The organism is Panacagrimonas perspica, assembly GCF_004364935.1.
GTDB classification, from domain to species: domain Bacteria; phylum Pseudomonadota; class Gammaproteobacteria; order Nevskiales; family Nevskiaceae; genus Panacagrimonas; species Panacagrimonas perspica.
This window is the reverse complement of record NZ_SOBT01000008.1, coordinates 1593799-1613725: the sequence shown is the minus strand read 5'-3', so window position 1 is coordinate 1613725 and position 19927 is coordinate 1593799. Positions and strand designations below refer to the sequence as shown.

20 protein-coding genes are annotated in these 19927 nt (G+C 67.6%); 7 read left to right on the top strand and 13 right to left on the bottom strand.

The genetic code is table 11. The features are described from left to right. Nucleotides 1-16 precede the first annotated feature (16 nt). Nucleotides 17-1441 (bottom strand): WS/DGAT/MGAT family O-acyltransferase, encoded by a 1425-nt coding sequence (locus tag DFR24_RS07275; protein WP_246051543.1) that lies wholly within the window; start codon nt 1439-1441, stop codon nt 17-19. Nucleotides 1442-1617: 176 nt separating this feature from the next. On the opposite strand from DFR24_RS07275, the gene DFR24_RS07270 reads away from it, so the two are divergent. The 3 genes from DFR24_RS07270 to DFR24_RS07260 are packed head-to-tail and all read left to right on the top strand — an operon-like array spanning nt 1618 to nt 3882. Continuing rightward, nucleotides 1618-1929 (top strand): hypothetical protein, encoded by a 312-nt coding sequence (locus DFR24_RS07270; RefSeq protein ID WP_210772607.1) that lies wholly within the window; start codon nt 1618-1620, stop codon nt 1927-1929. A gap of 7 nt (nt 1930-1936) precedes the next feature. After that, nucleotides 1937-2350 carry a nuclear transport factor 2 family protein gene (locus DFR24_RS07265; RefSeq protein ID WP_133880623.1) on the top strand — a complete coding sequence of 138 codons (414 nt, stop codon included), beginning with the start codon at nt 1937-1939 and terminating at the stop codon, nt 2348-2350. A gap of 29 nt (nt 2351-2379) precedes the next feature. Further along, nucleotides 2380-3882 (top strand): class I adenylate-forming enzyme family protein, encoded by a 1503-nt coding sequence (locus DFR24_RS07260; protein WP_133880622.1) that lies wholly within the window; start codon nt 2380-2382, stop codon nt 3880-3882. A gap of 73 nt (nt 3883-3955) precedes the next feature. Here DFR24_RS07260 and DFR24_RS07255 read toward each other — a convergent pair whose 3' ends face one another. Both DFR24_RS07255 and DFR24_RS07250 read right to left on the bottom strand, forming a co-directional pair. Next, nucleotides 3956-4348, bottom strand: a complete 393-nt coding sequence (locus DFR24_RS07255; protein WP_133880621.1) for a nuclear transport factor 2 family protein — start codon at nt 4346-4348, stop codon at nt 3956-3958. Between the two features lie 180 nt (nt 4349-4528). Further along, complete coding sequence (locus tag DFR24_RS07250; protein WP_133880620.1) at nt 4529-5191, bottom strand: Fe2+-dependent dioxygenase; 663 nt, start codon at nt 5189-5191, stop codon at nt 4529-4531. A gap of 29 nt (nt 5192-5220) precedes the next feature. Between DFR24_RS07250 and DFR24_RS07245 the strand changes: the two genes are divergently transcribed. Next, the gene (locus DFR24_RS07245) at nt 5221-6510 is read left to right on the top strand and encodes an imelysin family protein (RefSeq protein ID WP_133880619.1); all 1290 of its coding nucleotides are present in this window, start codon (nt 5221-5223) and stop codon (nt 6508-6510) included. Beyond that, nucleotides 6507-7940 (top strand): di-heme oxidoreductase family protein, encoded by a 1434-nt coding sequence (locus DFR24_RS07240; protein ID WP_133880618.1) that lies wholly within the window; start codon nt 6507-6509, stop codon nt 7938-7940. Before DFR24_RS07245 ends, DFR24_RS07240 begins: the two co-directional genes overlap by 4 nt. A 91-nt stretch (nt 7941-8031) precedes the next feature. Here the strand turns inward: DFR24_RS07240 and DFR24_RS07235 are convergent, their stop codons facing one another. The 6 genes from DFR24_RS07235 to DFR24_RS07210 all read right to left on the bottom strand — a co-directional run bounded on the left by DFR24_RS07235 (nt 8032) and on the right by DFR24_RS07210 (nt 13960). Further along, entirely contained in the window at nt 8032-9357 is a 1326-nt protein-coding gene (locus DFR24_RS07235; protein ID WP_133880617.1) for an ATP-binding protein, read from the bottom strand. A gap of 143 nt (nt 9358-9500) precedes the next feature. Further along, nucleotides 9501-10178: a response regulator transcription factor gene (locus DFR24_RS07230; protein WP_133880616.1), complete on the bottom strand. Its 678-nt coding sequence runs from the start codon at nt 10176-10178 to the stop codon at nt 9501-9503. Nucleotides 10179-10351: 173 nt separating this feature from the next. Continuing rightward, nucleotides 10352-10627, bottom strand: coding sequence for a hypothetical protein (locus DFR24_RS07225; protein WP_133880615.1), 276 nt, complete (start codon nt 10625-10627; stop codon nt 10352-10354). Nucleotides 10628-10694: 67 nt separating this feature from the next. Beyond that, complete coding sequence (locus DFR24_RS07220; protein WP_133880614.1) at nt 10695-11300, bottom strand: glycine zipper 2TM domain-containing protein; 606 nt, start codon at nt 11298-11300, stop codon at nt 10695-10697. A gap of 185 nt (nt 11301-11485) precedes the next feature. Then, nucleotides 11486-12826, bottom strand: coding sequence for a DUF1329 domain-containing protein (locus DFR24_RS07215; protein ID WP_133880613.1), 1341 nt, complete (start codon nt 12824-12826; stop codon nt 11486-11488). A gap of 27 nt (nt 12827-12853) precedes the next feature. Then, on the bottom strand, nt 12854-13960 hold the full coding sequence (locus DFR24_RS07210) for an efflux RND transporter periplasmic adaptor subunit (RefSeq protein ID WP_133880612.1): 1107 nt from the start codon (nt 13958-13960) through the stop codon (nt 12854-12856). 188 nt (nt 13961-14148) lie between these two features. Between DFR24_RS07210 and lpxB the strand changes: the two genes are divergently transcribed. Next, on the top strand, nt 14149-15327 hold the full coding sequence (gene lpxB, locus DFR24_RS07205) for a lipid-A-disaccharide synthase (protein WP_133880611.1): 1179 nt from the start codon (nt 14149-14151) through the stop codon (nt 15325-15327). Between the two features lie 4 nt (nt 15328-15331). Here the strand turns inward: lpxB and DFR24_RS07200 are convergent, their stop codons facing one another. Both DFR24_RS07200 and DFR24_RS07195 read right to left on the bottom strand, forming a co-directional pair. Beyond that, entirely contained in the window at nt 15332-15823 is a 492-nt protein-coding gene (locus DFR24_RS07200; RefSeq protein ID WP_133880610.1) for a hypothetical protein, read from the bottom strand. 68 nt (nt 15824-15891) lie between these two features. Next, nucleotides 15892-16395 (bottom strand): DNA-deoxyinosine glycosylase, encoded by a 504-nt coding sequence (locus DFR24_RS07195; RefSeq protein WP_133880609.1) that lies wholly within the window; start codon nt 16393-16395, stop codon nt 15892-15894. Between the two features lie 246 nt (nt 16396-16641). Between DFR24_RS07195 and DFR24_RS07190 the strand changes: the two genes are divergently transcribed. After that, on the top strand, nt 16642-17694 hold the full coding sequence (locus tag DFR24_RS07190; protein ID WP_133880608.1) for a hypothetical protein: 1053 nt from the start codon (nt 16642-16644) through the stop codon (nt 17692-17694). Between the two features lie 15 nt (nt 17695-17709). On the opposite strand, the gene DFR24_RS07185 is transcribed toward DFR24_RS07190, so the two are convergent. After that, a complete protein-coding gene (locus tag DFR24_RS07185) occupies nt 17710-19314 on the bottom strand; it encodes an acyl-CoA synthetase (RefSeq protein ID WP_133880607.1) in 1605 nt (534 codons plus the stop codon). Nucleotides 19315-19407: 93 nt separating this feature from the next. Then, nucleotides 19408-19923, bottom strand: a complete 516-nt coding sequence (locus DFR24_RS07180; RefSeq protein WP_133880606.1) for a DUF6896 domain-containing protein — start codon at nt 19921-19923, stop codon at nt 19408-19410. Nucleotides 19924-19927 lie beyond the last annotated feature (4 nt).

The following is a 19927-nucleotide window of genomic DNA, read 5'->3' as shown; positions in this document are numbered from 1 at the left end:
CACCCGGGCTACGGTCTTACGCGGTGTTCCGCGCCTTCTTCTCGCGCCCGCTCTTGACCACCGCCGCCTCCAGCTCCTCCAGCGCCTCACCCGCGTACACCGCGATGCGCTGCATGTGCGGCAGCGACGTGCGGCATCCGATGAACCCGAAGTTCAAGGTGTCGGCGTAGCCGTTGCAGGTGATGTTGAGCGCCTGTCCGTGCGTGATCAGCGACACCGGGTAGTGCGCGACCATGCGCGCGCCGCGCAGGTACAGCGCGTGATCGGGGCCGGGGACGTTCGAGATCGTGATGTTGAACACCGGCCGCGTGCGTCCGCCCAGGCCGGTCATCAACTGCACCATGTACGGCCCCATGAAGGCCATCGTGTATCCCTCGATGACGTTCTTCGGCAGGCTCTGCAGGTGCTCCTTGGCGCGCTTGGTCGAGGCCCGGATCGCCTGCAGGCGCAGCACCGGATCGGCGATGTCGGTGGCCAGCGTCGAGATGATGAAGCTGATCGCGTTGCCGGTTTCCTGGTCGTCCTTGGGCCGCACCGAAACCGGAATGCCGGCGGTCAGCGACGTGGCGGGCAGGGCATTGGCCTCCTTCAGGAAGCGCCGCAAGGCGCCGCCGCAGACCGCGAGCACGACGTCGTTGAGCGTGGCGTCGCCGGCCTTCGCGATCTTCTTGATGCGGTCGATCGAATAGCTCTGCGTGGCGAAGCGGCGCTGGCCGGTGATGCGGCCGTTGAGCAGCGACTTGGGCGCCTTGAACGGCACGCCCATCGGGTCGTCCTTGCGGCGCGAGGCCTTCACCAGTTCCACCAGGGCCTTGATCAAGGTCGGTGCGCTGCCCGGCTGCTTGGGCACCGCCGCCAGCGCCTGACCGACCGCCGCTTCGGTGGTCGGCACGGGCGCGGCGTTCACCGGGCGTTTCTCGCGCGGCACGGCCCAGAACGGCGGGCGTTCGCCATCGTCCGGATCCTTGGAGAGCACGCGCACGAGTTCGCGCATCGCGCTGACGCCGTCGATCAGCGCGTGGTGGACCTTCACGTACAGCGCGAACTTGTCGTCCTCCAGCCCCTGGATGATGTGGCACTCCCAGGGCGGGCGGCGGAAGTCCAGCGGATGGCTGTGCAGGCGCGCGATCAGCACGCCCAGTTCGCGCTCGCCGCCGGGCCAGGGCAGGGCGGACAGGCGCAGGTGATAGTCGAGATCCAGGTCCTGGTCCTCGACCCAGACGGGCGCCAGCGCCTTGAGACTGGTCGACTTGAGCCGGCGGTTCCACGGCGCGTGGAATTCGCGGTGCTCGCGGAAGTCCGCGATGAGCTGCTGGAAGAAATCGGCGGGCGCATCCTTGGGCAGTTCGAACGTCATCAGGCCGCCGACGTGCATCGGGGTCTGGTGCGACTCCACGTACAGCCAGGACGCGTCCATCGGACTCAGGCGCTTGGTTTTCACGATCGCTCCCCGTGTTCGTCTTTGTTGGCCTCCAGTCGATTATGCGGGCTGGGCGGTGGACGGCACATGGTCTGTTTGGGGGCGCCGTCACTTCCTGCGGCAGCTAACCCAAAACAGTGAGGCCCGCCTCCCGGCGCCCTGTCATCCTTGCCCCATCGAGAACCCTGGAGGTCCGGATGTCGAAGATCGCCCTGAAAGCAGGCGGCCGTTTCAAGAGCGCGGTGTGCGATGCCCAGGTCATGGTCATCAAGGCGCCGGCGGGCGAGTACTCGCTGGCTTGCGGCGGCGCCGACATGATCGCGCCGACCGCGGCCGCTGCCGGCACGCTCGACAGCGCGCTGTCGGACGGCACGCTGATCGGCAAGCGTTACGTCAACGCCGACGAGTCGCTGGAACTGCTCTGCACCAAGGGCGGCAAGGGCACGCTCACGTTCGACGGCACGCCGCTCGAGGTCAAGCAGGCCAAGCAGCTGCCGTCGTCCGACTGATCCGGCCGTGGCGCTCGACCATCCTTTTGCACGCGCGTTCGCCGAGGCCTGGTCGAAGCCGACCGCGGACGGGCTGGTCGCGCTGCTGACGCCGGACGTGGTCCTGCGGCAACCGCACCGGTCCGCCATCCACGGACGCGATGCCGCACGCGCCGAGCTGGCGCGGATGCTGCGGTGGCTGCCGGAGCTGCACGGCGAGGATTTCGAGGCCGAGGGTTCGGCCGACCGCGTGTTCATCGAGTGGACGCTGGTGTTCCCCGTGCGTCGCGGCGGGCTGCGCGTTCACGCGGTCGATCGCTTCACGCTGCGCGACGGGCTGGGCGCCGAGCGATGGGTGTTCTTCGACCAGATGCCGCTACTGCTCGCGGTCGGGCTGCGTCCCTGGGCCTGGCCCGGCTTCCTGCGTTATCGCTTCGGCTGAGCGGCCCGCCTCTTCTTTCCCTGCATCGCATGAACATCTCGACGATTCTCGACATGGCGGCCGAGGCCTTCGGCGATCGCACGGCCGTGATCGCCGGCGATTCGAGGCTGACCTACGCCGAGCTGCGCCAGAAGGCCCATGCCGCCGCGCGGGTACTGCGCGACAGCGACGCGAAGTACCTCGCGCTGCTCGACGTCAACAGCCCGGCCGCGCCGATTGCCGTCTTCGCCGCGGCGTACGCCGGCATTCCGTACGTGCCGATCAACTACCGGCTGACGCGTGACGAGATCAACGAACTCGTCGAGCGCGTGGCGCCGGCGCTGCTGATCGCCAACGAGGAGACGCGTGCACGCCTGGATGCGCGCGCCGACGTGCAGGTGATGAGCCGCGAGGCCTTCCTCGCGTTGCCGGTCGACGACAGCGCCGAGCCGCCGCAGCCGGACGAGGATCCGCGCGCCGTGGCGGTCCAGCTCTTCACCAGCGGCACCACCGGCAAGCCCAAGGCCGCGATCCTGCGCCACGAGAACCTGATGTCGTACATCGTCGGCACGGTGGAGTTCGCCTGTGCCGAGGAAGACGACGCGGTGCTGGTCTCGGTGCCGCCGTACCACGTCGCCGGCATCTCGGCGGTGCTGTCGTCGACCTACGCCTGTCGCCGCATGGTGCAGATCGAGAACTTCGACGCGGCATCGTGGATCGAGTCGGCCGAACGCGAGCAGGTGAGCAACGCCTTCGTCGTGCCGACGATGCTGTCGCGCATCGTCGAGCACCTGGGCGAATCCGGCAGTGCGTCGCGGCTGCCGAAGCTGCGCTCGCTCGCCTACGGCGGCGGCAAGATGCCGCAGACCACCATCGTCAGCGCGATGCGCCTGTTTCCCGCAGTGGACTTCACGAACGCCTACGGGCTGACCGAAACCAGTTCGACGATCGCCGTGCTCGGCCCCGACGATCATCGCGCGGCCGCGTCCAGCGAGGACGCCGATGTGCAGCGCCGCTTGATCTCGGTAGGTCGCGCGACCGGCGCCGTCGAGATCGAGATCCGCGACGACGACGGACGCGCGGTGCCGCCCAACACCGCGGGCCTGGTCTACGTGCGCGGCGGCCAGGTGTCCGGCGAGTACCTGCAGCAGGGCAGCCTGCTCGACGGCGAAGGCTGGTTCTCCACGCGGGATCGTGGATGGCTCGACGTCGAGGGTTACCTGTTTCTCGATGGTCGCGCCGACGACGTCATCGTGCGCGGTGGCGAGAACATTTCGCCGGGCGAGATCGAGGACGTGCTGCTCGGCCATCCCGCCGTCGCGGACGCCGCGGTCGTCGCGGTGCCGGACGAGCAGTGGGGCGAAGGGGTGGGCGCGGCCGTCGTGCTCAAGCCGGACGCCCGGGCCTCGGCGCAGGAGTTGCAGGAACTCGTGAAGACGCGGCTGCGCTCTTCACGCGTGCCGCAGACCATCGTGTTTCGCGACGCGCTGCCGTACAACGAAACCGGCAAGGTGCTGCGCCGCGTGATCCGCCAGGAATTCGGGAAGCCGTAACGTAGCCCGGGCGAAGCCCGGGGTTGCGCTCCGTATGCGAGGGGAACCCCGGACTTCGTCCGGGCTACGGGTCTCAGCCCGCCGCCTTCTGCAGCATCGCGCCCATGCGCTGGTGGACGACGTTGATCGCCTTCAGCGGCCGGATCATGACCTTGAAGTCGGTGATCTTCCCTGCGTCGTTCCACGAGATCATGTCGACGCCGTTGACGCGGATGCCGTCGAGCTCGACCTCGAACTCCAGCACCGCATCGCGGCCCGACACGACTTCGCGCACGTAGCGGAACGAGTCGTCGATCAGGCAGCCCAGCGCTGCCGAGAGGTACCTGTGCATGATCGCCTTGCCCACCTGCGGCGTGTGCACGACCGGCGAGTGGAAGACCGCATCGTCGGCCATCACCGCGCCGAGGCCGGAGGGATCACGGGTCTTCACGGCGTGGTGCCAGACGGCGAGGGGATTGGGGTTCATGGGATCGGGGTCCGGGGGTGATGGAAAAGGGGGTGGGTAGCGCGCATCGCTGATTCCTTGCAAACGCGAAACGCTCTCAATAAGGTGGCGGCCGTGAATCGAGCCCCAACCCCTGCGCCCGCCGGCGAGCCGACATTCGCCATCCGGGACGGCGGACTCGCGTGGGTGGGAGCGCGGATTTCAGGGCTCGGACCAGGATCGCACCAGGTTGGCGTAGCTCTTCGACAGCAGGTCGAACTCTGGCGTCGCCTGCTTCCCGGCCTTTTCCCAAAGCATCCGGCGGGCGGTGTCGATGTCGAACAGGATTTCACGCCGCGAGGGCTCCCGAACCAGGCTCTGCACCCACAGCACGGCGGCCAGGCGTTCGCCCCGCGTGACCGGGGCGACCTGATGGATCGTCGTGGCGGGATAGACGATGGCCTGCCCGGCGTCGAGCTTGTAGCGGGTGTCGCCGGAATGGCTTTCGATGATCAGTTCGCCGCCGTCGTAGCTGGCCGGATCGGACAGGAAGACGGTGATGGCGATGTCGGTGCGCAACGGCATGGCGCCGCCCATCATCGCGTCGTCGACGTGGCGCCCATAGGACATTCCCGGCAGGTAGCGCGAGAACAGCGGCGTACGCAGTTTCGACGGCAGCACCGCGGAACGAAACAGCGGATGGCGCATCAGAGCCTGGTGAACGCGTTGCGCTGCGGCGTCGTGCGTGGCCTGCAGATTGTGCTTGACCTTCGACGCGTGCCATCCCGCTGTACTGGCGCCGTCGGCGAAGCTGGCGTGCATCAACGCGGCGCGAACGGCCTGGAGCGCATCGGCGTCCAGGACGCCGGCCAGACAAATATTCACGTGAACATTCCGAGGATGGTGAGGCTGCGATGGCGGTGAAACATATCAGGCTCTGGACGGGCTTCGGCACCTTTCTGAGCGTTGCCGCCGCCGGCTCGGCGACCGCTGCGACGGTGTTCGACGACAGCCACGCGCCGATGATGCTGGCGCAGGGCGGCGAGGGTTCGGAAGAAGATCGTCCCTCGTCGTACAAGCTGCTGTCGAACGATCCGCAGGCCTACGCGTTCGACGTTCGTCCGCAGGTTCAGGCCTACGCCAAGCTCGTGCAGTCGAGCTACGCGGCGTCGGCCAACGGTGCCGATCGCATGCGCACGGCGATCAAGGCGATGCTCGCGAAGCCCAGCGCCGAGACGCTGGCCGCTGCGCGCGCGGCCTGGGTCGAGGCGCGGCCGGCCTACATCGTCACCGAGGCGTTCCGCTTCTACGACGGCCCGATCGACGTGCGCCCCGACGGCGAGACCGGTCCCGAGCCGCACATCAATGCCTGGCCGGTGAACGAAGCCTTCATCGACTACGTGAAGGGACAGCCGCGCTCCGGGATCATCGGCGACGCCAAGGTGGCGCTCACGCGCGAGTCGATCCTGGCGCGCGACCAGGTCAGCGACGAATCCGACGTGACCACCGGCTGGCATGCCATCGAATTCCTGCTGTGGGGACAGGACCTGGACATCAAGGGTCCAGGCAACCGTCCCTTCACGGATTACGTCGCCGGCAAGGCCAGCAACGATCGCCGTCGCCTTTATCTCTCGACGATCACCGACATGCTCGTCGACGACCTGCGCAGCCTCGAGGTCCAGTGGGCGCCGGACGCCGACAACTACCGCAGGAAATTCCTCGCGCTCGAACCGCGCGAGGCGCTGGGCCGCGTAATCAATGGCATGGCCAACCTGGTCGGCCACGAACTGGCGACCGAACGCCTGTCGGTGGCCCTCGACAGCGGCGACCAGGAAGACGAGCACAGCTGTTTTTCGGACACCACGCACCAGGACCATCTCTACGACCTGCGCGGCGCCTACAACGTCTGGCTCGGCGGCAGCGCCGAGACGATGGCGCCGGACAGCCTTCGCGCGCTGACGATGTCCATCGATCCGGCGCTGGCTTCGCGCACCGATGCCCTGTTCACGCAGGCACTGGCCGCCGTCACGCTGATGGATGTTCCGTTCGACTCGATCCTGCGCGCGCCCAACGGCAGCCCGCCGCGGCAGCGCGCCGAGGCAGCGGTCGCTGCGTTCCAGGCGCTGGGCGTGCAGCTGGCCAAGGTCGGCAAGCGGCTGGGCGTGCTGGTGATCGTTCCCGGACTGGAGACGGCTACGGGATGAGTCTTCATTCACGCACCGGGGGGACGCTCTGCTGCGTCGCCCTCGGGTTGGCGCTCGCGCTGGGCACGGCATCGGCCCAGCAGCCTGCTGCTGAAGCAGACACGCCGGTTGCTTCGGCGTCCCCGACCGCGATCGGCGAGCGTCTCGGCGGCGACGCCGGACGTCCGGCGTTCGGCCAGACGGCGTTCGCGATGCCGGCGCCGAACCTGGATGCGCGCCAGCTGCGCGACTTCGCGTTCGGCAATCGCCTGTTCAACACCAACTGGGTGCAGGCGGGCAGCTCCACCGCGTCGTTCGACGGCCTGGGCCCGCTGTTCAACCGCGTGTCCTGTTCGGGATGTCACGTGCGCGACGGGCGAGGGCGTCCGCCCGAGCCGGGCGAGCCGATGGAATCGATGCTGATCCGCATCTCGAAACCGGGCCGCGACAATCACGGCGGCATCCTTCCGCACCCGGTGTACGGCGACCAGATCCAGGATCGGGCGATACCCGGCGTGAAGCCGGAGGCCAAGGTCGTGCTGACCTGGGACGAGGCCGGCGGCCGCTATGCGGACGGCGAGGCCTACTCGCTGCGCAAGCCGAAGATCGAGTTGCGCGATCCCGCCTACGGCAAGCTGGGCAAGGACCTGCTGATGTCGCCGCGCGTGGCGCAGGGGATGATCGGCCTGGGTCTGCTCGAGGCCATTCCCGAAGCGACGCTGCTCGCGATGGCCGATCCCGACGACGCCAATGGCGACGGCATTTCGGGCCGCGTGAACCGGGTCTACGACGTCGCCGCGCAGGGGATGGCGATCGGCCGTTTCGGCTGGAAGTCGAACCAGCCGAGCATCCGTCAGCAGGTGGCGGGAGCGGCGGCGGGCGACATCGGCATCACCAACAGCGTGTTCGCGCACGATGCCTGCATGCCGCCGCAGAAGGCCTGCAAGGCTTCGCCGAACGGCGGCGAGCCGGAGATGAGCGACGAGTTCCTCGCCAAGCTGGTGCTGTACTCGCGCACGCTGGCGGTGCCCAACCGTCGCAACGTCGACGATCCGCAGGTGCAGCGCGGCGAAGCGCTGTTCATGCAGAGCGGCTGCGCGGCGTGCCACACGCCGCGCGTGGTGACGGGCGAGCACGAGCTGGCGCAGGTCGCCCACCAGGTCATCCATCCGTTCACGGATCTGCTGCTGCACGACATGGGCGAGGGCCTGGCGGATGGTCGTCCGGATTTCGACGCCGATGGCCGCGAATGGCGCACCAGCCCGCTGTGGGGTCTGGGCCTGATCCACGCCGTCAACGGACACGACCTGCTGCTGCACGACGGTCGCGCGCGCGGGCCGGCGGAAGCGATTCTCTGGCATGGCGGTGAGGCGGCCGCTGCGCAGAAGCAGTTCGTCGAGATGCCGAAGGCGGATCGCGAAGCGCTGCTGGCGTTCCTCAATTCGTTGTAACGCCCCCGTAGCCCGGACGAAGTCCGGGGATGACGTCGGGACACAGCCCCGGACTTCGTCCGGGCTACGGGGGCGACTCCGCAGTTCGAGATCAGATCGGCAGCCGCACCGTCACGCGTCCGCCGCCCCATTCCGAACGGTCGAGCAGGATGCGGCCTTCGTAGGCCTTCACGATCTCGTAGACCGCCGCCAGACCGATGCCCTGGCCGGGATTCTGCGTATCCGCGCGCACGCCTCGCTGCAGCAGTTCCTGCGCATCCTGCGGAAAGCCGGGCCCGTCATCGTCGACTTCGATGACGTTGTCCTGATCGTCACGCGAGATGCGGACGCGGATGCGTCCGCCGCCGTACTTGCAGGCGTTGTCGAGCAGGTTGCCGAACAGCTCGAAGAGATCGCCGTTGTCGGCGCGCATGCGGAACTGGGGCGGTGCGATCAGTTCGAATTTCACGCCACGATCCGCGTAGACCTTGGTCAGCGCCTGCGTGATCTTGGCCGCGATCGGCGCCGGTGCGATCGGTTCGGCCAGCGTGCGGCGGCCGGCGGTCGCCGCCTTGCGCAGCTGGTAGTCGGTGATCTGCTGCATGTGGCCCACCTGCTCGCGCAGGGGATTGCGCAGCTCTTCGGGAACGCGCGGTTCCTCGGACATGCCGAACAGCACCGCCAGCGGCGTCTTCAGGCTGTGCGCGAGATCGCCCAGCGCGTTGCGATAACGCGTCTGCTGGTTGCGCTCGCTGCGGATCATCGCGTTGAGGCCCTGCGTCAGCGACACCAGCTCGTCGGGGTAGCTGCCGTGGATCTCGGCGCGCTCGCCACGCTCGACCGCGTTGAGTTCGTTGACCAGCCGCCGCACCGGCGCCAGGCCCCAGCGCAGCACAAGGTACTGCACCAGCAGCAGGCCTCCCGCGGCGGCCGCCAGCCACAGCCAGAGTTCGCGCCGGTAGGTGCGCAGCTGCCGCTCGTAGCTGCTGGCGTCTTCGAGGACGACGAAGGTGTAGCGCTTCGGGTCGTCCTGCAGGTCGATCCAGCGCAGGCCGTAGCTCAGCGAGAACACCGGCGGCTTGCGCAGCTGGTGGAAGGCCCACTGACCGACGCCGGGCATCTGCGGCGGGGGGACTTCGAGGAATTCCGCGGAGGTCCAGACCAGGCGCGCCTGTTCGTCGAACAGCGCCGCCTGCAGGCCGCTCGCGGGCTGCACGAGGCGGCGGTCGGAGATGTCGTTGGGTTCGACCGTGAGATTGCCGTTGGCATCCGTGCGCGCGGCGGCGAGCAGCGAATAGACCAGGCCTTCGAGCTTGTCGCGCTGCGCCTGCAAGGTGCTGTCGCGAAACGCGCCATCGAGCACGGCGGCGGTCAGCACGAAGAATGCGGCCAGCACCGCCGAGGCGGCTGCCAGCAGGCGGGCGCGAAGAGACGTCATGAAACGCAGTTTCAGAGGCACGCCCTCCGGTGGCCAGCCCCGTCGCGGAAAGCGGCGCAAGACGGCCCATTATTCCCGATGTGAAATCGCAAGCCGCAGGACAGGCCGGGCAGCAGCGCTCCGGTCTGCCTGCGGCGCATCCCTCAGCTTCGCGGAAGGTCCCAGCGATAGCCGCTGCCGCGCAAGGTCGTGATCGGCGCCAGCGTGCCGTCCGGGTCGATCTTCGTGCGCAGGCGACGGATGAAGACTTCGATGACGTTGCTGTCGCGCTCGTCTTCCTCGGCGTAAAGGTGCTCGGTGAGCGTCGACTTCGACACCACTTCGCCCGCGTGCAGGATCAGGTATTCGAGCACCTTGAACTCATACGCGGTGAGTTCCACCGGACGCTCGTTGACGGTGACGGTCTTGGCCGTCGTGTCGACGGTGACCGGGCCGCAGGTGAGCTGCGGCTGGGCCCAGCCGCCGGAACGACGCAGCAGCGCGCGTGCACGTGCCAGCAGCTCTTCGCGGTGGAAGGGCTTGACGAGGTAGTCGTCGGCGCCGGCTTCCAGGCCTTCGACCTTGCTCTGCCAACCGTCGCGCGCCGTCAGGATCAGGATCGGGAAGCTGCGGCCGGCCTTGCGTGCCTTGCGGATGATGTCGATGCCGCTGGTGCCGGGCAGGCCCAGATCGACGATCGCGATGTCGACCGGATATTCCGTCGCCATGTAGAGGCCGTTCTCGCCGTCGGCTGCCTGATCCACGGCAAAGCCCTCGTCCGAAAACATCTGGGTGACTTGCCCGCGAAGGTGCGGGTCATCCTCGATCACTAGAGCGCGCATATTGGGTCAACCTCGGGGGAAAACTGAAAATTAACGATAGGGAAGCGTGGCACCGCGGGTCCGTCGGATCTCAAACGCCGCGTGGCAGCGCGGTCGCGAACTCGCCTTGTACCGGTTCGCCCGGGTGCTGGAAAAAGCGTCGACACGGAACCGCGAAGACGGTGCAGCGACTCTCAGTGATCCGCGATGAATACAACCCGAACATCGCCGTCCCTGAGCAGCTTCACGTGAAATCCGTCACTGGCCGGGTCCACGCTGAGCACCTTGCCGCCGCCATAGCGATGCTGCGCTTCGCGGGCCGCCTGTGCCGCGGTCATCCGCGAAGCGCGCCGATCGACCAGACTGGCATCGCGTCCCTGGCCTTCGAGGCCGGTCCCGAAGAAGCCGCGATCGCGGGCGAAGGCGGGCTCGCTCAGCGCAAGCCCCCCTGCCACGATCATCAGCACCATCAGTCCCTGGATTCGCATTGCCGGATTCTAGTGGGAACCGCGGCCCGAGCCGCGGAGCAAAGTGTGATCAATCCCGCACCGGGCGGACGTTGACGTCCACCGGGATGCGGGCGCCCGGGTCGTACGGCATGGTCGTGTTGTAGACCCGGCCGCCGTAGCGATAGGCCACGTCGTAGCCGTCGATGCGCTGTTCGGTGCGGTAGTCGGTCTTCGTCTCGCAACGCTCTTCGTAGCCGACGCGCTCGTAGCTGCCGCTGCGCTCGCGGCTGTTCTGCACCGCCGCGCGCTGACCGATGCCGGCGCCGATCACGGCACCCAGCGCGGTGGCCGCCTTGTTGCCGCGACCCTTGCCGAACTGGTGGCCGACCACGCCACCGGCGATCGCACCGACCAGGCCACCGGCCGTGCCGTTGTCCATCCAGTAGTCACGGTCCTGGCGCTCGTTGTAGACAACGCGCTCGTCCCAGCACTCGCGGCGCGGCTGCTCGACGCGCACCGTGCGGTAGATGGGGTTGGCCGACACGACCTCCGCATACTCGTACTGCGTGCGGCTGGGTTCTTCCCAGCGGTCGCTGCGATCGTTGTCGGCATAGCGGTACCGCGAACCGGCCTCGGCCTGCGTCGCGGCCAGGCTCACGGCGGCAATCATCAGAGGAAGGGCCAGCTTGTTCATCGGAATCTCCGTCGGTCAGATCCCCAGTTGGACTGACTCTGGAGCGAACACTAGGGCCGATGACATGAATTGCCCCTTAAGCATTTCGCGTGCCTTGCAGAGGGTTTCCCCCGTAGCCCGGACGCAGTCCGGGATATCACTCCGACGGGAGGAAAACTCCCGGACTTCGTCCGGGCTACGGGCCGCTAGCGCCGGTTCGACGTGAAGCGCTTGAGATTGGCCGGTGTGAAGTACGAGGGTTCCGCCTTCCAGTCGTACTCGATCAGTTCCTTCTCCTCGTTGGTGAGATTGAGGATCACGTAGCGGCGCGACTGCAGGTCGTAGTGGACCTGCACGCCGTTGACCATCACGGGCACGTTCGGGAAGTTGATGGAGTGCGACTCGGCGAAGCGCCAGAACTGGTCGCGCTCGTCGTAGATGTCCTGGGCGATGACGATCCAGGAGTCCTCGTCGAGGTAGAACACGCGCTTCTTGTAACGGTGCGAGATGCCCTCGCGGACCGTCGCCTCGATGATCCAGACGCGGTGCTTCTCGTAGCGGGCCTCGTCCTGGTTGATGTGGCCCTTGGTGATGATGTCCTTGTACTTCAGGTCGGGGTCGTACAGCCGGTAGCTGTCGTAGGGGACGATCATCTCGCGCTTGCCCACCAGCTTGATCGTGTAGCGATCCAGCGGGCCGTTGAACATGTCGATCTGGTCCTGCGTCATCAGGCCTTCGAACGCCGGGTTGTCGTAGCCGACTTCGCCGATGCGCAACGTGCGTCCGCCGGAGATGAAGGACCAGACACCGGTCGACTGCTTGATGCGGTCGAGCGGCACGTGCAGCAGGTAGGAGGTGCCCGCCTTGCTGACCGGCGCCACCGTCTTGCTCATCACGTAGAGGTTCTGGTTGTTCAGCGTCGCGGGCGTCGCCTTGGGGCTGTTGTAGACGTAGCTCAGCTCGAGGTAGGAACGCTCGACCACGTAGTCGCCTGCGCTGGTCGTGGCCGCAGCCGCCACGTATCCGCGATAGCCCTGCGTGTTGTAACGCACGATGTGATTCCACATCACCTCGGTGCCGTTGCCCGGAATCGGGAACGGGAAGCCCTGCGCCGCGCAGCAGAAACCGTGGCCGGAATTGGTCAGCTCGACCGTCGAGGCATTGGCCTTGGTGGCGTCGAGGAACCATTGCGGATACGCCGCGCCGCGGTGGCTCGGGTAGAGCTTGATGCGATAGGTGTCGGGGAAGGTCTTGAACAGCGCCTTGTGCCCCTCGGTGAGGAAGGGCTCGTACTCGCCGACGTTCTTCGCGGTGATCGTCGCGATCGGCTTGTCGGCCGCGTAAGGATTGTCGCCGCGCTTGAATTTGGTATCGGTCAGCGGCTTCCAGGCCGGGATCGAACCGTCCGCATTGCCGGCGGCCTCGCTGCCCATCGGCGTGAGCGTCGTGCCCAGTTCCGCCGCGCGCTCCGGCGGCGCCTTGGCCAGCGCGAGCGTTCCGCTACAGGTGATTCCCGCACACAACAGGGCAGCGAAGCTGCGGTTCATTGGTGGCCGGGGCTGGACGGGTGGCCGTCAGGATGCCGCAGCCGGCGGCTTCGCGCTTTCGCGGGCCGCGTCCTGTGCTTTCGGGGCCGTTTTGACAGCCGCCCCGTTGCCGATGCGCTGCAATCCGCTGGTGACGATCACCTGCCCGGCGCTCAGGCCCTTCAGGATCTCCACCTGGCCGGGCTGGCGCTGGCCGAGCTGCACCTCGGTCTCCACCGCCTTGCCCTGGTCGATCGTGTAGACGAAGGATTTCCCGCCGCGCGCCAGCAGCGCCTGCTCGGGAATCAGCAGTGCGTTCTCCTTGCGCGACACCACCAGGTTCACGCGCGCGAACATGCCGGGCCGCAGGCGTCCGTCCGGGTTGTCGAGCAGCGCCCTTGCGCCGATCGAGCGCGTGTCGTCGGCCACGCGCGAGTCCAGCGCGTAGAGCTGGGCCTTGAACGTCTCGCCGGGGTAGGCGTCCAGATTGACCTCCACCGACTGGCCGACCTCGATGTCCGGCATCGCCAGTTCCGGCAGGCGGAACTCGAGCTTCACCCGGTCCAGGTCCTCGAGCACAACCAGGTCCTGCCCGGGATTCACGTAATCGCCGACGGCCGCGCCGCGCAGGCCGGCATTGCCGGCGAACGGTGCGACCAGCACGGTCTTGGCGGCCTGTGCCCGCGCCAGCCGCAGCGAGGCCTCGTCGAGTTCCTGCGCGGCGCGCACGGAATCGCGATCCGCGGCGGAAATCAGGCCGCGCTCGAACAGTTCCTTCGAGCGCTTCGCATTGCTGCCGGACAGCACGAGGTTGGCCTGTGCCCGCGCCACCTCGGCGAGGAATACCGAGTCATCGAGTTCGAACAGCGCAACGCCGCGGTTCACGCGCTGGCCTTCCTCGAAGCCGATGCGCGAGATGCGGCCGGCAATTTCCGGTCGCACGATCACGCTCTCGTTGGCCTTCAGCGATCCCACCGCCGACCAGCGTCGCTCGACGGCGCCGGTGCGCACTTCGGCGACTTCCACGCTGGCACCGGCGGGCGCCGTGCGCTTGGCGGGTTCGGCGTCGGAACGGGAGCATGCGGCGACGCCGGACAGCGTCATCATCAACAGCAGAACGAGGGGATGGAACGCGAGGGGCGAGGACGGGATCACGAAGGAGGTCGGGAGGCGAGGTGCTCTTCGGACCGCATACGGCCCGCTATGGTTCGGGAATGACCCGGATCGAGGGATTCTAGCCCTGCGACCTTCGACAGGATCGTGACAGCGCTTCCGGCCCGCGGCGCGTCGCGCCGGTGAGCGCCGCAGCCCTCAGAATGGCGCCTTCGAAACGGAGTGGATGGATGTCCGAGCCTGCGCGCCCCCCCCCCAGCATCGCCCTGGTGGCCGGCGAACTGTCTGGTGATCTGCTGGGCGGCGCGATCGTTCGCGCCCTGAAGGCCCGTTTCCCCGGGGCCCGCATCCGGGGTGTGGCCGGGCCGCGCATGGTCGAGGGCGGTTGCGAGTCGATCGGGTCCATCGAAGAGCTCTCGGTGATGGGCCTGGCCGAGGTGCTGCCCGCCATTCCGCGGCTGCTGCGCCTGCGTGCGCGGCTCATCGACGAGTTCACGTCGGACCGGCCGGACATTTTCGTCGGCATCGATGCGCCGGACTTCAACCTGGGCTTGTCGCGACGTCTTCGCGAACGCGGCCTGCGCACCGCGCATGTCGTCAGTCCGACGATCTGGGCCTGGCGGCCGGGTCGCGTGAAGGGCATCGCACGATCGGTGGACCTGATGCTCTGCCTGTTCCCCTTCGAACCGAAGCACTACGAGGGCAGCGGCGTCACCGCGCAGTTCATCGGCCATCCGCTGGCCAACGAGCTGGATGCCGAGATCACGCCGGCGCAGGGGCGCAAGAACCTGGGCTTGGAAGGCGAGGGACCGGTGATCGCGATCCTTCCCGGATCGCGTGGCGGCGAGCTGAAGTATCTGGCCGAGCCGTTCGCGCGGGCCGCGGCGCTGTTGAACGAGCGGCTGCCCGGCGTGCGGTTCGTCTCGCCGATCGCCAAGCCTTCGCTCGAGGCAGGGCTGCGCGCGGCGATCGCGCAGCACGCCCCGCGATGCCGCTGGACCTTGCTGACGGGCCAATCGCGCGAGGCGATGCGGGCGGCCGACGTCGTGATGCTCGCCTCGGGCACCGCGACGCTCGAATGCCTGCTGCTCGGGCGGCCGATGGTCGTGGCGTATCGCACTTCGAGACTGACGGCCTGGATGATGCTGGACCTGGGCCTGCTCAAGACGCCGTACGTGAGCCTGCCGAATCTGCTGGCGCCGGAACCCACCGTCACCGAATTGCTGCAGGACGCCGCGTCGCCCGAGGCATTGGCCACCGAGGTGCAGCGGCTGCTCGATGATGCGGCGCATCGGCAGCGCCAGCTCGCGGCCTTCGACGGCGTGCGCGCGGATTTGCGTTGCAATGCTGCCGAACGCGCGACCGAGGCGATCGCAGGATTGCTGGCGCGCGACGCCGTGCGCCGCTGATGCCTCAGGGCGTGGGCGGTGTGGGGTCCGGAAACACCGGGCCGGCGCCCTTCACGCTGGTGTCGCCGCGCATCCAGGCGTGCATCGGCATGATCAGTTCTTCCGCCGAGCCCGAGATCCAGTAGATCAGCGTGCGCAGGCGCGAGTCCTCGCGTTCGGCTTCCGGCAGCTCGGCGATGAAGGCCTTTGCCTGCTGGACCAGGTGCTCCTTGCCGAAATGAACCATCAGGTAGAACGCCACCTCGCGGTAGCGGCCGAACCATTTCGAGTGGTGAAGGCGCGCGAGCAGTTCGCGGCAGTCGTGATGGCAGTCCGGATCCATGTACACCAGCAGCGTGCCGGCGTTGTACGGCGCACGGTCTGCGTTGCCGTCGATGGCGATCGGGAACAGCGTGTCGAACGTCGACTCGCCGTCGTGTTGCCAGGCCTTCATCGCCGAGGCCAGCAGCTCCGACCAGGTTTGCGCCTGTGCCAGCAGTTCACGTCGGACGCTCATCGCGAAGGGATTGCGCTGCGGGATCCGGGGAGCACGAGCGTAGCAGCGCGGCCACGGCGCGGGGGGGCTCAGCGCGGATCGATCAGGCCTGCGCGCCATGCCGCGAGCTTCTGCTGGAATGGCAACGTGTAGGCGGGGCTGGTCGAGGGAAGGCGGACGAAACGAAGGGCCGGAACCTCCAGCCCGGGAAGCGCGAACACGCGAAAGCTTCGCTCCGCTTCGGCGCCGTTGAAGCACACGCGTTCGAGAGCAGGATGCCGGGCGAAAAAGGTCTGGAAGTCGTTGGCCACGCGGGAGCCGGTCTGGATCGCGCTGTCGAGGCTGCCGGGCCGCACGCAGGCCTCGAGCACATCCCAGAGCGCGAAGCCGGACTGCGTCAGCGCCTGCGCACGACGCTCGTACGTTGATTCGATGTCGAAGCCGAGCAGAGCGGCCATGATCGGCCAGAACGCATTGCGCGGATGCGCGTAGTAGCGATTCGCCGCGAGCGACTGCACGCCCGGCATGCTGCCCAGGATCAGCGTCCGCGCAGATGGATCGGCAATCGGAGGAAAGCTTCGAACGGTGCTCATGCGCAGCAGCATCCGCAAAGCCGTGCGGTGCGTCCATTCGCGGATCGCCCGCGATGCGGGCGATCGTCGGCCACGGCGCGCGTCGCGCAGGGGCACCGGCCCGGATCGCGCATCACCCCGCGGCGTTGATACCCTTGCGGGGCAAGGCCGCTGCTGGCATTTCGTCGGGCTTCCATTCTGATCGTCGATACCTCGTCTTCCATGCCGACCGTTCCGGGATACCCGCGCGTTTCTCGATTCTTCAAGATGGCTGCGCTGACCACGACGCTCGCCACCAGCGCCTGCATGCCGTTCGGCACGCGATTGCTGCAGGACGACCAGGTCGACTACGCGCGGGCGCTGGTGTTCGCGCAGAAGCGCCAGACGCTGGCCAATATCGTGGGGCTTCGTTACGCGGAGCCCGCGGTCGTGCTGCCGGTGTCGCAGGTCATCGCCGCGTATTCGCTCGACGGCTCTGCCAACGCCGCCGCGGCGCTGAGCACGCAGAACAATGCGCCCACCACCGGTTCGATCGGCGGTGGCATCGGCTACGCGACGCGGCCGACGTTCACGTTCACGCCGCTGACCGGCGAGGACTTCGCCAACGCCTATTCACGCCCGCTGGCACCGTCACTGGTCCTGCCACTGGTCCAGAGCGGCGTTCCCATCGACGTGCTGTTGCGCCTGGCGGTGCAGTCGATCGGATCGCTGCAGAACAGCGCGGCGCTTTCCGGCGCCAACAATGCCGGCAGCCACGGATTCTTCGAACTGCTGCAGGCGCTACGGCGGCTGCAGTTGGGGGGCTTCGTCGCGATGCGCCTCGAGGGCTCGCCGCAGGGCAATCGCATCTTCATGTCGATCGAAGTGCCTGCGCAGGCCAGCGACGACGACCGCGCCGACGCCGCCCGGGTGCGCGAGCTGCTCACGGTTCCGGCGGGCACGACCGACATCGAGGTGCTGTACGGCGTGGCCGACGAGAGCGGATCACGGGTGGGCATCGTGACCCGATCCGTGATCGGCATGCTCACCGAGGTGGGCGCGCAGATCCAGGTGCCGCCGGAAGATGTGGCTTCCGGCGCGACGCTGGCGACGGTCGGCTTCCTCGACATCGAGCGACGACCGGTGATCATCGTGCACACCGGCGGGAAGATGCCGGATAACGCCTACGCCAGTATCAAGCACCAGCGGCGGGATTACTGGATCGAGCAGACCGACTTCGACTCGAAGTTCGCGTTCAGCGTCGTGCAGACGCTGATCGCGCTCGCGCAGGCGGGGCGCTCGCAGCCGATCCCGGTGGTGACGATTCCGGCCGGAGGCTGACGCCCCGCGCCAGCTTCAGCTTCCCATCGCCTGCCCCTTGGCGGCGAACCGGTCCCGCAGTTCGCGCTTCAGGATCTTGCCGCTCGCGTTCTTCGGAAGCTGGTCGACGACCTCGACCAGCTTGGGTGCCTTGTAGCCGGCCATCCGTTCGCGGCAGAAGCGCATCAGCTCGTCCGGTGACAGCGTCTGGCCCGCGCGCAGCACGACGACTGCCATCACGGCCTCGATCCAGCGCGGGTGCGGAACACCGAAGACCGCGACTTCCGAAACGGCCGGATGCGTGAAGACCATTTCCTCGACTTCGCGGCTGGCCACGTTCTCGCCGCCGGTCTTGATCATGTCCTTCTTGCGATCGACGACCGTCAGGTAACCCTCGTCGTCCATCACGCCCAGATCGCCGCTGTGGAACCAGCCGTTGCGGAAGGCCTCGGCGGTCTTCTCCGGGTTCTTCCAGTAGCCCAGCGTCACGTGCGGCCCGCGATGCACGATCTCGCCGACGGTGCCGACCGGGACCGGGCGATCGTCATCGTCGACGACGCGCGTCTCGACGTTGATGGCCGGGCGCCCCGCGGATCCGATCTTGCGCATCTGGTCTTCGGGTTTGAGGACCGTGGCCACCGGCGACATCTCGGTCTGGCCGTAGAAGTTGAACAGGCGGATGCCGGGAATCCGCGCGGTGATCTCCTTGATGATCTCGACCGGCATGATCGAGGCGCCGTAGTAGCCCTTCTTCAGCGAGCTCAGGTCGGTGCGATCGAAATCGGGATGCCGCAGCAACGCGATCCAGATCGTAGGCGGGCAGAACAGCTTCGTGGCCCGCTCGGCCGCAACCGTCTGGAGCAGCGCCGTGGCGTCGGGCGCCGGCAGCACGATGCTGGTCGCGCCCAGATACAGATCCGGCGTCAGGAAGCAGTCGAGCTGCGCGCAGTGGAACAGCGGCAGCGAATGCACGTCGATGTCCTCGCTGCTCATCTCGCCGTCGGCGATGCAGCTCGTGTAATGCGAATACAGGCAGCGGGCCGACAGCAGCGCGCCCTTGGGCCGCGATTCGGTGCCGCTGGTGTAGAGCATCTGCACCGGCTCGTCGTCGTCGATGGCGATGTCGGGGAGCGTGGCATCCGCATGCTGCATCCAGTCCTGCACGCATTCCCAGCCCGCAGGCGCCTGCTCGAGTTTTTCGCGGATCGATCCGCGGACCTTCAGCTTCGAGCCTGCTTCGGCGATGGCCGCATCGGCGACGCCGGCCAGCGCATCCTCGACAATCACGCCGCGCGCCTCGGCGTTCTCGAGGATGAAGGCCACTTCGGTTGCGTTGAGCATGAAGTTGATCGGCACCATCACGGCGCCCAGCCGCGCGAGCGCGAAGCGGATGACGACGAAGGCGTGGTTGTTGTGCGACAGCAGCGCGATGTGATCGCCCCTGGCGACGCCGCGCGAGGCCAGCGCGTTGGCCGTGCGGTTCACGACCTCGTCGAGTTCCGCGAAGCTCTGGCGAAGATCCTTGTAGACCAGCGCCGTCTTGCGCGGTGTGCGCGCCGCGCTGCGCCACAGCAGGTCGCCGAGGCGGTGACGCCGCGCACTGGCGATCAGGGTGTCGAGCGGACTATCGGGCACATTCATCGGATCGGATCTCTTCCAGAAGGGGTTGTGTCCGATTTTATCCGCGATCCCTCGGGGGCGGTCGTGATCGCGGCCGGATCGTGGCCCGACGCCTCAGGCGTCGCGCAGATGGAGCAGCGCCGAATCCTCGTAGGGAACGACGGCGCCGCTGCGGACCGCGCTTTGCATGTCGAGCGCGATCTGCTCCGCCGATGCATAGCCGAAGTGTTCGAGCCGATCCGTGGCGAAGAACGCGAGACGCGACGCGTCGAATCCGTCGATCTGCCCCTCGGGCCCGAAGTCGAAATCGATGGATACCGAAGGCAGCTCGACGGTGCAGCCGAATCCATGTTTCCGGTAACGCCGATCGTCGATCAGGTGGCCTTCGTGCGGAATGCCCGCCAGCGACCATCCCAGCGCGCTTGCGGGCCGCGTGATGCCGGCGGCTTCGAGCGCGGCGACGGCTTCGCTGGTCGCCTGCAGGTACGAGCGGATCAGCCGGAGCAGGCGCTGCGGCACCGCGTGTGGGACCGGCGTGGGTTCGGCCGTGCGCCGGGCGTGGGCGACGAACAGCAGTACCCCTGTCACGAAGACGAGGGCGATCGCCAGCACGACGATTTCGATGTTCATTCGC

Excerpts from the sequence above, each read along its gene's own strand:
- DFR24_RS07270 (WP_210772607.1), top strand. The coding sequence starts at position 1,618 with ATGTCGAAGATCGCCCTGAAAGCAGGCGGCCGTTTCAAGAGCGCGGTG.
- DFR24_RS07260 (WP_133880622.1), top strand. The coding sequence starts at position 2,380 with ATGAACATCTCGACGATTCTCGACATGGCGGCCGAGGCCTTCGGCGAT.
- DFR24_RS07255 (WP_133880621.1), bottom strand. The coding sequence starts at position 4,348 with ATGAACCCCAATCCCCTCGCCGTCTGGCACCACGCCGTGAAGACCCGT.
- DFR24_RS07245 (WP_133880619.1), top strand. The coding sequence starts at position 5,221 with ATGGCGGTGAAACATATCAGGCTCTGGACGGGCTTCGGCACCTTTCTG.
- DFR24_RS07240 (WP_133880618.1), top strand. The coding sequence starts at position 6,507 with ATGAGTCTTCATTCACGCACCGGGGGGACGCTCTGCTGCGTCGCCCTC.
- DFR24_RS07235 (WP_133880617.1), bottom strand. The coding sequence starts at position 9,357 with ATGACGTCTCTTCGCGCCCGCCTGCTGGCAGCCGCCTCGGCGGTGCTG.
- DFR24_RS07230 (WP_133880616.1), bottom strand. The coding sequence starts at position 10,178 with ATGCGCGCTCTAGTGATCGAGGATGACCCGCACCTTCGCGGGCAAGTC.
- DFR24_RS07225 (WP_133880615.1), bottom strand. The coding sequence starts at position 10,627 with ATGGTGCTGATGATCGTGGCAGGGGGGCTTGCGCTGAGCGAGCCCGCC.
- DFR24_RS07220 (WP_133880614.1), bottom strand. The coding sequence starts at position 11,300 with ATGAACAAGCTGGCCCTTCCTCTGATGATTGCCGCCGTGAGCCTGGCC.
- DFR24_RS07215 (WP_133880613.1), bottom strand. The coding sequence starts at position 12,826 with ATGAACCGCAGCTTCGCTGCCCTGTTGTGTGCGGGAATCACCTGTAGC.
- lpxB (WP_133880611.1), top strand. The coding sequence starts at position 14,149 with ATGTCCGAGCCTGCGCGCCCCCCCCCCAGCATCGCCCTGGTGGCCGGC.
- DFR24_RS07200 (WP_133880610.1), bottom strand. The coding sequence starts at position 15,823 with ATGAGCGTCCGACGTGAACTGCTGGCACAGGCGCAAACCTGGTCGGAG.
- DFR24_RS07195 (WP_133880609.1), bottom strand. The coding sequence starts at position 16,395 with ATGAGCACCGTTCGAAGCTTTCCTCCGATTGCCGATCCATCTGCGCGG.
- DFR24_RS07190 (WP_133880608.1), top strand. The coding sequence starts at position 16,642 with ATGGCTGCGCTGACCACGACGCTCGCCACCAGCGCCTGCATGCCGTTC.
- DFR24_RS07185 (WP_133880607.1), bottom strand. The coding sequence starts at position 19,314 with ATGAATGTGCCCGATAGTCCGCTCGACACCCTGATCGCCAGTGCGCGG.
- DFR24_RS07180 (WP_133880606.1), bottom strand. The coding sequence starts at position 19,923 with ATGAACATCGAAATCGTCGTGCTGGCGATCGCCCTCGTCTTCGTGACA.